Annotated in this window: 8 protein-coding genes; 4 read left to right on the forward strand and 4 right to left on the reverse strand. The window is 34.8% G+C overall.

Features of this window, described 5'->3' with window-relative positions:
* Positions 1–96: 96 nt before the first annotated feature.
* Entirely contained in the window at positions 97–3249 is a 3153-nt protein-coding gene (locus tag BMX53_RS03260; protein WP_074744639.1) for a S41 family peptidase, read from the forward strand.
* A 163-nt stretch (positions 3250–3412) separates the two neighbouring features.
* On the opposite strand, the gene BMX53_RS03265 is transcribed toward BMX53_RS03260, so the two are convergent.
* The 4 genes from BMX53_RS03265 to recO all read right to left on the reverse strand — a co-directional run bounded on the left by BMX53_RS03265 (position 3413) and on the right by recO (position 8705).
* The gene (locus BMX53_RS03265) at positions 3413–4009 is read right to left on the reverse strand and encodes a lipoprotein signal peptidase (RefSeq protein ID WP_074744641.1); all 597 of its coding nucleotides are present in this window, start codon (positions 4007–4009) and stop codon (positions 3413–3415) included.
* An 86-nt stretch (positions 4010–4095) separates the two neighbouring features.
* Positions 4096–4482 (reverse strand): TraR/DksA family transcriptional regulator, encoded by a 387-nt coding sequence (locus tag BMX53_RS03270; RefSeq protein ID WP_038987270.1) that lies wholly within the window; start codon positions 4480–4482, stop codon positions 4096–4098.
* An 8-nt stretch (positions 4483–4490) separates the two neighbouring features.
* Positions 4491–7892 (reverse strand): isoleucine--tRNA ligase, encoded by a 3402-nt coding sequence (gene ileS, locus BMX53_RS03275; protein WP_074744643.1) that lies wholly within the window; start codon positions 7890–7892, stop codon positions 4491–4493.
* Between the two features lie 96 nt (positions 7893–7988).
* Entirely contained in the window at positions 7989–8705 is a 717-nt protein-coding gene (recO, locus tag BMX53_RS03280) for a DNA repair protein RecO (protein ID WP_074744645.1), read from the reverse strand.
* Positions 8706–8942: 237 nt separating this feature from the next.
* Between recO and BMX53_RS03285 the strand changes: the two genes are divergently transcribed.
* From BMX53_RS03285 to BMX53_RS03295, 3 genes are all read left to right on the forward strand, one after another.
* Entirely contained in the window at positions 8943–9725 is a 783-nt protein-coding gene (locus BMX53_RS03285; protein WP_074744647.1) for a PdaC/SigV domain-containing protein, read from the forward strand.
* A gap of 31 nt (positions 9726–9756) precedes the next feature.
* Positions 9757–11214, forward strand: a complete 1458-nt coding sequence (locus tag BMX53_RS03290; protein ID WP_074744649.1) for an oligosaccharide flippase family protein — start codon at positions 9757–9759, stop codon at positions 11212–11214.
* A 92-nt stretch (positions 11215–11306) separates the two neighbouring features.
* Positions 11307–12095, forward strand: a complete 789-nt coding sequence (locus tag BMX53_RS03295) for a hypothetical protein (protein ID WP_074744651.1) — start codon at positions 11307–11309, stop codon at positions 12093–12095.
* Positions 12096–12125: the final 30 nt, after the last annotated feature.

Consider the following 12125-nt stretch of genomic DNA (forward strand, 5'->3'; position numbering starts at 1 on the left):
AATTTTGAACTAAATAGTCTGGTTTTAAATACTAAAACTGAACAAGTATTGGTGAGTTAGCAAAAATATTTTTATGTTTATTGAAAATATTCACCAATGATCAAAAATACTATAACATTACTTACTCTTTCTTTAGTGAGTTTGGCTTGGGGGCAGAAGTCGCCTAAATTTGCTTCTACTCCATCGCTTAGCCCAGATGGAAAGACAACTTACTTTAGCTATAATGGCGATATATGGCAAGCTCCTACTGCTGGAGGTGAAGCCTTAAGAATAACTGCTCTAGAAGGGAATGAGTCTAATCCACGCGTGTCTCCTGATGGCAAATGGTTAGCGTTCACTTCTGATCAGTATGGCAATAAAGATGTATTCTTAATGCCTTTGACTGGAGGTCAAATCACTCAACTTACTTATCACCAAGCTTCTGAAGAAGTAGAGAGTTGGAGCTGGGATAGCAAGACGATTTACTTCACTTCGACTGCAAATAATAACTTTGGTTCTTTTGCCATAGATGTTACTGGTGGTACACCTAGACCACTGTTTACGAACTACTTTAATAATACTAATGGACTAGTAGTTACACCTGCTGGTGAATACTTATTCACTAGCTCTATGGAGAGTGCTAGCCAGACTACTCGTAAGAGATATAAAGGGGAGAATAACCCTGATATCTTAGGATATAACCCAACTACTAAAGCATTCAAATCATATACTGATTACGAAGGAAAAGACTTTAATCCTACTGTGGACAAGAATGGTAAGATATACTTTATCTCAGATGAGAATAACGGGAACTATAACTTATATACATTCGACAACGGTAAAAAGGTAGCATTAACTAACTTCGACTCTTCAATTAAGAAACCTTATGTGTCGGCTGATGGTAGCAAGGTAGTATTCGAAAAGGATTATATGATCTATGTTTTTGATACTGTTACTAAGACTGTGTCTCCTCTAGCCTCTTCTGTAAATACAAACAAGGCTATAGAGAAAGATCAATCATACGCTGTGGAAAATAATATCAGCAACTTCGATGTGTCTCCTGATGCTAAGAAAATTGCTTTTGTGAGTAGAGGTACGCTATTCGTGTCTGATATTGAAGGGAAGTTTATCCAAAGCATTACAGATGGTAAAGAGCGTGTAATGGAGGTTGTATGGATGAAGGATAACAAGACATTAGTCTACAGTCAGACGTATAATGGATATCAAAACTGGTTTAAGATCAATGCTAATGGCAAAGGTACTCCTACGCAATTAACTAGTGATGCTAGAAATAATCGAGATATCACATTAAATAGTGATATGACGAAGGCTGTATATATCAGTGGTAGAGATGAAGTAAGGTTATTAGACTTGACTTCGTTTACTTCTAAGACGATAGTTAAGGATGAGATATGGGCATTCCAAAACTCTGTGCCTTCGTTCTCTCCTAAAGGAGAGTATGTGTTATTCACTGCTAAGCGCAACTTCGAAGAGGATATCTTTATCCACAACATAGCAAAGAATGAGACTACAAACCTGACAAATACTGGAGTATCTGAGTCTAATCCATATTGGTCTCCTAATGGTAAGTATATCTATTTTACGAGTGATAGATTTAATCCATCTTATCCTCTAGGGTTACAAAACCCAAGTATCTACAGATTCTCACTAGACTGGACAACAGATCCATTTAAGTCTGATCAGTTTGACAAACTATTTGTAGAAAAGAAAGAAGAGGTAAAAAAAGAGCCTTCTAAAAAAGATAAAAAAGCGAAAGAAACTGCTAAAGTAGAAAGCCCTAAAATATCGTCTATCAAAGTAAATACAGAGGGAATACTAGACCGTATAGAACTAGTGAGTGACCGTTTTGGTAACCAATATGCTCCTATGGTATTCGCTGATGATAAGAAAGAGGTAGTGTTCTATAACACAAATCAAGAAAACGGGAAAGGCAACTTATACAAAAAAGTATACGAGGACTTCGAAGCTCCAAAAGCAGAGAAAGTATTTGATAAAAGAGCTAGTCAGTTACAAAAACGAGACAAAAAGATGTACGCATTGATAGATAGCAACATCTACAGTTTTGAACTAAGCAAAGGAAAACCTGAGCAAATCAAAATCAAACACAGCTTTACTAAAAACTTATCTGATGAGTTTAACCAGATGTACTATGAGACTTGGGCAGGTGTAGAAGAAAACTTCTATGACGAAACTTTCCACGGAATAGACTGGAATAAAATGAAAGGTCAGTTTGCTCAATACTTACCTGAGGTAAATAGCAGAAATGATCTACGTATACTATTAAACGATATGTTAGGAGAGTTAGGTTCTTCTCACTTAGGTTTCAATTCTAGTGGAGACGAAGAGAAAACTAAACTTAACTATAGAACGTATGAAACTGGTATCGTATTCAGTGCTGACAAACCTTATCAGGTGGAGCGAATCGCACGCAAATCACCTGCTTATGCTACAGACATCGATGTACAACCTAATGATGTATTAATCAAAGTTAACGGTCAGAAGGTTGATGAAAAGATAAATAGAGATACTTACTTCACTTTCGCTAATAGTCAAGACGAAATCACATTGACATTTAACAGAGGTGGTAAAGAAATAAATACTAAACTACATCCTATCTCTTCTTCTACAATGAAGTCATTGCTATACGACGAGTGGATACATACTAATAAACAACGTGTGAACCAGCTGAGTAATAACCGTATCGCTTACTCATATATGAAGAATATGACTTCGCCTGAGTTAGATAGATTCTTACTTGATATGGTGGAGCAAGAAGCGAATAAAGAAGGTGTGATCTTAGACTTGCGTTATAATACTGGTGGTAATGTACACGATAAAGTATTAAACTTCTTAGCTCAAAGACCTTATTTACAATGGAAGTATAGAGAAGGTAAGTTAACAGTACAAAGTAACTTCACTCCTAGTGGAAAACCAATAGTACTGCTAATAAACGAATCGTCACTGAGTGATGCTGAGATGACTGCAGCAGGATTTAAAGCCCTTAAGTTAGGTAAGATCATCGGTCAAGAGACCTATAGATGGATCATCTTTACTTCTGGTAAGAGTCTGGTAGATGGTTCTTCATACAGATTACCTTCTTGGGGTACATATACATTAGATGGACAAAACTTAGAGAAAACAGGTGTAGCACCGGATATCTATGTAAAAAATACATTTACAGATAGACTGAACAACAACGATCCTCAATTAGAGAGAGCTGTTCAAGAGATATTAAAAGATATCAAATAATACGTAAAAGGCTTCCCTAGGGAAGCCTTTTTAATTTATATATAGTGAACTACCTCATCTATACTAATCATAGAGTTATAATAAAGCATTCTTAGCCATTATCACTGTCAAATCACATACTCGTATAAAACAAAAAAAAGGCTCCCTAAAAGGAAGCCGTATATTAGTTTTTGAATACTTTTTTATTAAATATAATCAGGATACCTACACCTACAGATATAGCCACATCCGCTAGATTAAATATCGCATTGAAGAATGTAAAGTATTTACCTCCCCAAATAGGTAACCAACTAGGTAAATACCCTTTCCAGATAGGAAAATAGAACATATCTACTACCTTACCGTGAAACCAAGAACCATAAGGTTCATTAGAGAACATAGTAGCTATCTGACCTGGAGTACTCTCGTTGAAGATAACGCCGTAGAAAATAGAATCTATAATATTACCTAAAGCTCCTGCCATAATTAAAGCAATAGCCACGATAAGATAATTAGATGCTTTCTTCTTAAAAGAATCATTTAACCACCAACCGATACCAAATACAGCTACAATTCTAAACAGTGTAAGGGCAAGTTTACCATAATCTCCTGGTAACTCAACACCCCATGCCATACCTTCATTCTCTATAAAATGGATACGAAACCAATCAAAAAATATGATTTCATCATTCAATAAAAAGTTTGTTTTAATGTATATCTTTAATACTTGATCTAATACTAAAACTACCAAAACAAGTAAGTATGCTTTCTTTAACGACATTTTTCTCTAATTTCAAGCAACAAATGTAGTTATTTTATCAGATAAAAAAAACGCTCCTAATGGAGCGTTTTCAAATTTATTAAAGATTAACGTTGCAGATTCTTTGCCTCGATACTCATAGTAGCATGTGGAACTAATTTTAATCTCTCTTTATCGATTAATTTCCCTGTTACTTTGCATATTCCGTAAGTCTTATTTTCAATACGAATTAATGCATTTTTTAAGTCGCGAATAAACTTCTCTTGACGTATTGCTAACTGAGCATTTGCTTCTTTAGACATAGTCTCGCTTCCCTCTTCGAATGCCTTGAATGTAGGTGATGTATCATCAGTACCGTTGTTCAAATCATTCATATAGGCGCTTTTTATTAATTCTAAGTCTGCTTGAGCCTTCTCAATTTTAGCCGATATTAATGTTTTAAATTCAGCTAAATCCGCATCAGAATAACGTACCATTTCACCTACTTCTTTCATAATTTTAATTATTTTAAAATTAACACTCGTGTTTTTAGCTCATCAAACTCTACATCTACACCCTCGCTTAACTCAGTCACGAATTCTAATGTGTGTGTTAGTGTTTCAGACTTAATATAGTCTTCATTCGCCAAAACAGCCTCTTTTATTTCTTTTTCTTCTAGTATTTTTACTGTAATCTTATCAGTAACCTCTAATCCTGAATCTTTTCTAATATTCTGGATTCTGTTTACTAACTCTCTAGAGATACCTTCTTTTCTCAATTCTGGGCTGATTGTTATATCAAGAGCTACTGTAAGTCCTCCTTCGTTAGCAACTAACCATCCTTCTATATCTTGAGATGTAATCTCTACGTCTGCAACTGTTAAATTAACACTTTTATCCGAGATATCTAGTGTTATCTCACCTTTTCTTTCAAGTTCTGCGATTTCTTCTTGGCCAAAACCTTGTATCTTATTCGCAATCAGCCCCATATCCTTACCGAATCGTGGACCTAAAGTTTTGAAGTTAGGTTTGATCTGTTTTACTAAGATACCTGAAGCATCATCTAACAATTCAATTTCTTTAACATTAACCTCAGCCTTAATTAAATCAGCGATAGCTAAAATCTCGTTCTTTTGGTTTACATCTAATACAGGAATCATAACTCTCTGTAGTGGTTGACGTACCTTAATCATTTCTTTCTTACGAAGTGATAACACTAATGATGAAATGATTTGAGCTTTTTGCATTCTGCTTTCTAACGCTTTATCAACGAACTCTTCCTTAAACTCAGGGAAGTTAGCCAAATGTACAGATTCAAAACTTTCTCCATGTGTTGCTAAAGTTAAGTCTCTGTAAAGTTTATCCATAAAGAATGGTGCAATAGGTGCTCCTAACTTAGACACTGTTAATAAACATGTATATAATGTTTGGTAAGCAGCAATCTTATCTTGAGCATATTCACCTTTCCAGAATCTTCTTCTACATAAACGAACGTACCAGTTACTCAAGTTCTCTGTCACGAAATCTGTAATAGCACGAGCCGCTTTTGTTGGTTCATACTCTGCATAGAATTCGTCTACACGTTGAACTAATGTATTTAATTCTGATAAAATCCATCTATCTATCTCTGGTCTATCTGCTAATGGGATGTCTTTCTCTTCGTATTTAAATCCATCAATATTAGCATATAACGCAAAGAAGTTATATGTATTATATAATGTTCCAAAGAACTTTCTTCTCACTTCTGTGATACCATCAAGGTCAAACTTCAAGTTATCCCATGGGTTAGCATTCGAAATCATATACCAACGAGTAGCATCTGGTCCGTGTTCTGCTAATGTTTCAAATGGATCTACAGTATTACCTAAACTCTTAGACATTTTCAATCCATTCTTGTCTAACACTAATCCATTAGATACAACATTTTTATATGCTTTAGTATCGAATACTAATGTAGCAATAGCATGAAGTGTATAGAACCATCCACGAGTTTGATCAACTCCTTCTGCAATAAAGTCAGCTGGGTATGATTGATTATTATCTATTAACTCTTTGTTTTCAAATGGATAGTGCCATTGTGCATAAGGCATTGATCCAGAATCAAACCAAACGTCAATTAAATCTGACTCACGACGCATCGGTTTACCAGATGGAGATACTAATACGATATTGTCAACTACATTCTTGTGTAAATCCACTAAATCATAGTTCTCTTCACTCATGTCTCCAACTACGAATCCTTCAAAAGGATTAGTCGTTTGAATACCAGCAGCCATTGACTTCTCAATCTCTTTCATTAATTCTTCAACAGAACCAACTACTAATTCTTCTGTCTTATCTTCAGATCTCCAGATTGGCAATGGAATACCCCAGAAACGTGAACGAGATAAGTTCCAGTCATTTGCATTCTTAATCCAGTTACCAAAACGTCCTTCTCCAGTCGCTTTAGGTTTCCAGTTTACTTCTTCGTTTAACTCAAACATGCGCTCTTTCACTTCAGTGATCTTGATAAACCAAGAATCAAGTGGGTAGTATAACACTGGTTTATTAGTTCTCCAACAATGTGGGTAACTGTGAACGTATTTTTCTACTTTAAATGCTTTGTTCTCTTCTTTTAAGCGAATAGCTATTTCAACGTCTACAGAACGCTCTGGCGCTTGCCCATCGTCATAGTATTCATTCTTCACATACTTACCTGCTAAGTCACCCATTTCTTTAACGAAACGACCTTGTAAATCTACTAATGGAACAGGGTTCTCATCAGCATCAAGGATAAGCATTGGAGGTACTTCTGGTGTAGCCTCTTTAGCTACCTTAGCATCATCAGCACCAAAAGTAGGAGCTGTATGCACGATACCTGTACCATCTTCCGTAGTAACGAAGTCTCCAGCAATTACTCTGAATGCGTTCTCAGGGTTTTGGTATGGTAATGTATATGGCAACAATTGCTCATACTTAGTACCTACTAAGTCAGCACCTTTAAACTCCTTAACTACTAAGTAAGGAATCTTCTTGTCACCTTCTTTATATGCGTTTAATTCTTCTTCTGTTTCTACAGCTGCAAACTTACCAGCAAACTGTTTTCCAACTAATGGTTTACCTAATACTACATTAATAGCTTCTCCTGTATACTGGTTAAATGACTTAACAAGTACATAGTCTATTTTAGGTCCTACAGTTAATGCTGTATTAGATGGTAACGTCCATGGAGTAGTCGTCCAAGCTAAGAAATGAATAGTACCGAACCCTTGTAAAAAAGCAGGTAAAGTCTCATCAATAGCTTTAAACTGTGCTACGATAGTCGTATCTGTAATATCTTTATATGCTCCTGGTTGGTTAATCTCATGAGATGATAAACCTGTACCAGCTTTAGGAGAATATGGTTGGATAGTATATCCTTTGTATAACAAGTCTTTATCATAGATTTGTTTTAACAACCACCATACTGATTCCATATATTTAGACTTGTATGTCACATAAGGATCGTTCATATCTACCCAGTAACCCATCTTCTCAGTCAGGTCATTCCATAGGTCAGTATAACGCATTACAGTACGCTTACACGCTTGGTTGTATTCTTCTACTGTAATCTTTGTTCCGATATCTTCTTTTGTGATTCCAAGTTCTTTCTCTGTACCTAACTCTACAGGTAATCCATGCGTATCCCATCCAGCTTTACGCTTTACTTGGTACCCTTTTTGAGTTTTATAACGACAAAAAATATCCTTAATAGCACGAGCCATCACGTGGTGAATTCCTGGTTTACCATTAGCTGAAGGTGGGCCTTCGAAAAACACGAAAGGTTTATTATCCTCTCTAGTACTAATACTTTTTTCGAATATTGATTGTTCTTTCCAAAACTCTAGCATCTCCGATGCTACCCCTGACATGTCAAGATTCTTATATTCTGTAAATTTAGTGCTCATCGTTATTATTATAATATTTTTTAATCAATTTCGCGAATTTAAACAATTTACTTTAATATCTCCCTAATTAATTGGTAGGAAAAACATTAAAAATAGTCAATTAGAGAAAACCTCCTTCAAAACCTCCAAAGAATTAGGTTTCCTGAAGTCATTTAGGTGTTGCTCATAATAGCTAATCAACATGGTTAACAACCTCTTTCTATCTCGGTTATTAAATACTTTTTGATCTGTAGAGAATCCCAAATCCAATAGTTTTTTGAACAAAAAAGTAGGTTCTTCATCAAAACAACAAGGAGAAAAACGGTTGGTAAACACCCCTTCTTCCCAATCAAAATACAAACTATTTTGAGTATCAACCGCTGGGTAAAAACCAAAGTATTTAGTCAACTCTAACATTAAAATCAAATGGAAGTTAGCTACCTCATCATGGGTATCAAACCACAGTAAGGCTGCTTCTAAGAAAGCAAAGAAGTCCTTATCTACTACAGGCTCTCTAAATGCTGAATGTAATACTTCCCCTACGAATATAGCAATGCAGTTCTTATTATAGTTATAATAGATATCCTGATATACCTGAGCTACTTTAACCTCTTTAAAATACTCAAGTCCTCCCTTATTCTTATACGTAAAATCAAGATCAAGTATAGTCAATGGTTGAAAGTAAGCCATCTTCTGTGCTGATTTTCCTTTAGCGAAAGCATTGCGCACGAAGAAACTAACCACACCAACCTCTTCTGTGAAGCACTTCACTATCAAACTCTTCTCTTGGTATTTTAAAGCACTAAGTACAATTGCTTTAGTCTTTATCTGCATTTATCCCTCCATTTAAACGTCTAAAAATAATCATCTTAGTCTAATTCTGTGCAAAAGTATTAAAATAATAAGCGAACACATCTCTCATTGGTGTAAAAAACATAGCACAATTCTATTCTTAAAAGACTATTACACAGTATAAATACATCTAAAAATAAGGACAAACGAAATCTTACAATATGAGATTATAATCACTACAATTTTCATAGCTTTGCAATTACCTATGAAAAAAACACCATGAAGAAAACCCTACTAATCCTATTCCTTTCTATAGCAGTTATAAGCTGTAAAAAGGATAAAAGCTTCTCTTTTGAGGAGAAAGTGTACCAAAAATTATTATTAGAAACATGTGTAGAAGACGACTGTACTGAAATCAAAATCACTACAGCCGAAATAATAAAGCCTACAGATGAGATAAGTACTAAAATTAATCAAAACAACTTAGCGATTATCACTGACATTCTTTCGTTTGAAGATGAAAAGAAGACGGCTACTACATATGATGACATCGTACAGTCATTCATTAATGCTTATACTGCTCTAGTAGCTAAATATCCTAAAGCTACTATTCCATGGCAAGCTACAGCAGATAATGTTGTCACATTCTATAATGACAACTTACTAAGTTTCACCTTAGATTACTATATGTCTACAGGTGGTGCTAGTGGATTTAAAGGAGAGAAAGCTATACACTACAATCCAACTACTGGTGAACAATATACAAATGAGCAATTGTTTAAAAACTATAACGACTTTAAACAATTAGTTATTACTAAACTAAAAGGCTCTAAAAGTATTGACAAAGGAGATACAATACAGAAAGACGAATTAGCTTTTGACGAGAGCTCTTTCCAACTTCCTGAAGATATCTTCATCTACGAAGATAGTATTGTTCTTAACTTTAACAGCAGTGAATTAGGAGCTTTAGCTAACAAGGTAATTACTATCACGCTAACTAAAGAAGAAGTAACACCATACTTAAGCTTTGACTTAACGCCTAAGCCTAATACCAACAAATAATATTTCCTAAACAATACTAGAACCTCAGATTGTGAGCATTTACAAGAAAATTTTTAAACAAACAGCTATTTATGGACTAGCAGCTGTATTCCCTAAAGTAATTGGTTTCTTCCTAGTTCCATTTCACACAGACATCATGCAAAATAACGACTATGGCCAGTATAGCGTTATTTTTTCGATCATGATGTTTCTTAATGTTATCCTATCTTTCGGGATGGAAACAGCTTTCTTTAGATTCTATAACAAACAAGATGACAAGAAAGAAGTTATTAATAACAGTTTGTTATTTCTTGGCTGCACCTCACTGATTTTCGCTGCTTTTGGATTATTGACTATTGATTATTGGGCATCTATACTTAATGTTTCTACAAAACTATTATACTATGTATTATGTATTCTAGTGCTAGATGCTTTAGTTATTGTACCATTTGCTAAACTGAGAGCTGACCAACGTCCACTTTACTACAGTGCTATCAGAATTGCGAATGTGTGTATCTACACAGTACTTAATATATTCTTCTTATACTACCTTCCTAAACTTAGTACTAGCTACCCAGACAGCATATTTCACAGCTTGTTTAGAGAAGGAAATCAAGTAGTTTACATCTTCGTTGCTAACCTTATCGCTAGTTTAGCTACCTTCTTAGTATTCTACAAAGACTACTTTGGTATCAAATTTAAGTTTAATAAAGACCTAAATAAACAAATGCTTAAGTACAGTTTCCCTATTATGGTAGGAGGACTTGCTTTTGCTGTTAATGAAGGATTTGACAAGATATTATTAGAGCGCTTATTGCCAGCAGACGTTGCCTTATCAGAAGTAGGTAAATACGCAGCGTGTTATAAGCTAGGATTGTTCATGGTGCTGTTTAGACAAGCATATACTTTAGGAATAGAACCTTTCTTCTTTAACTATGCTAAGAACGATGATGCACCTACTAAGTATGCTACTATCACGAAGTACTTTACTATCTTCGGGAGCCTTATCATGTTAGGAGTTATAGTCTTTGCAGATGTATTAAAAGTGCTTTTTATCAGAAACGAGTCTTATTGGGATGCAATGATAGTTGTACCCCTAATCATATTGGCAAACCTGTGTATGGGTATCTATACCAATCTATCTGTGTGGTATAAACTAAGAGATAAGACCGCTATAGGAGCTTATATCTCTATTATGGGAGCTGTGTTCACTCTAATATTTAACTACCTATTAATCCCTATTTGGGGTTATATGGGGTCTGCTATCGCAACACTAATAGCTTACGCTTCTATGATGCTAGTTTCATATGTGCTGGGACAAAAACAATACCCTATCCCTTATGACAAAAAAGCAATAGGTGGATATCTAGGACTATCGATACTATTGAGCTTTGTTTACTTCTACTGTTTCAGAGAGAACTACTACATCGGCATCGCCTTTATAATTGCTTTCTTAGGGATGGTTTACAAATTTGAAAATACCGTTATCAAAAAGATAATCAAACGATAAATACACAATCCGTTACTCCTCAGTAACGTATTTTTTTGTCTCCTTCTATTCATAAATATCTTATATTTAACACTATAATATAAAATAGTGTTATGGCTAACTATACTTACTTAAGTGTTATTAAAGACAATGTATCTCACTACCTATTTGAAGGAAAGGGCACTCTACCCTTCTTTTGGATATGTCTACTAGATCAAAATATAGTCAATAACAAAAGTCAACTTTGGAAAGAAGCGATGGCGGAGGAAGAAGAGGAAGACTTTGATCAAGATGAACAAAGTGACAAATGCATCCTCATATTGGCGAAAGATATTTACATCTCTAATGCTGATAGGTCAAGGACATTTCTAGAACAACACTTCCCAACTACTTTACCACTGTATGATGACTTTCTCAACTGTATCAACAAACATATTAACGACAATGGAGTGGTTGCTATAGAATTGATAGAGCACATTTGGTTCTATGATACTGTACAAGAGTTTACCGACTCGCTACTAAATGAAGTACAGGCGATAGAGAATAACACATCTACTGAGATAAGATATTTAAGTCTTACTGATCTAACTAATATGGGGACAGGCTTCCCGTCAATAGATAATCAAGTGTTTAATACATTAGACAACTATAAACTAGCTGAAGAAATAAGAATCAATCCTAAACATCAAGACTCCCCATATAAACATGGAGATATTAAGTCTGGCTTTATATGGCTATTAGTTTGTGTGCTATTTTCAGGTATTATCTATTGGATGTACATAGCAGATGTACCAAGGGTAGCTATTATCATAGTAGCGCTATTCAACTTATTATTCTACTATATCAGTTTACGAATGTTAACAGATGATATAAAAAAGAAAAGAAAACAACAACATCTCTAACCATAAACTCACATACCTACATTTTTCTTT

Origin of the sequence: Myroides marinus, from assembly GCF_900109075.1 — a bacterium.
GTDB lineage: Bacteria > Bacteroidota > Bacteroidia > Flavobacteriales > Flavobacteriaceae > Flavobacterium > Flavobacterium marinum_A.

Excerpts from the sequence above, each read along its gene's own strand:
- BMX53_RS03260 (WP_074744639.1), top strand. The coding sequence starts at position 97 with ATGATCAAAAATACTATAACATTACTTACTCTTTCTTTAGTGAGTTTG.
- BMX53_RS03265 (WP_074744641.1), bottom strand. The coding sequence starts at position 4,009 with ATGTCGTTAAAGAAAGCATACTTACTTGTTTTGGTAGTTTTAGTATTA.
- BMX53_RS03270 (WP_038987270.1), bottom strand. The coding sequence starts at position 4,482 with ATGAAAGAAGTAGGTGAAATGGTACGTTATTCTGATGCGGATTTAGCT.
- ileS (WP_074744643.1), bottom strand. The coding sequence starts at position 7,892 with ATGAGCACTAAATTTACAGAATATAAGAATCTTGACATGTCAGGGGTA.
- recO (WP_074744645.1), bottom strand. The coding sequence starts at position 8,705 with ATGCAGATAAAGACTAAAGCAATTGTACTTAGTGCTTTAAAATACCAA.
- BMX53_RS03285 (WP_074744647.1), top strand. The coding sequence starts at position 8,943 with ATGAAGAAAACCCTACTAATCCTATTCCTTTCTATAGCAGTTATAAGC.
- BMX53_RS03295 (WP_074744651.1), top strand. The coding sequence starts at position 11,307 with ATGGCTAACTATACTTACTTAAGTGTTATTAAAGACAATGTATCTCAC.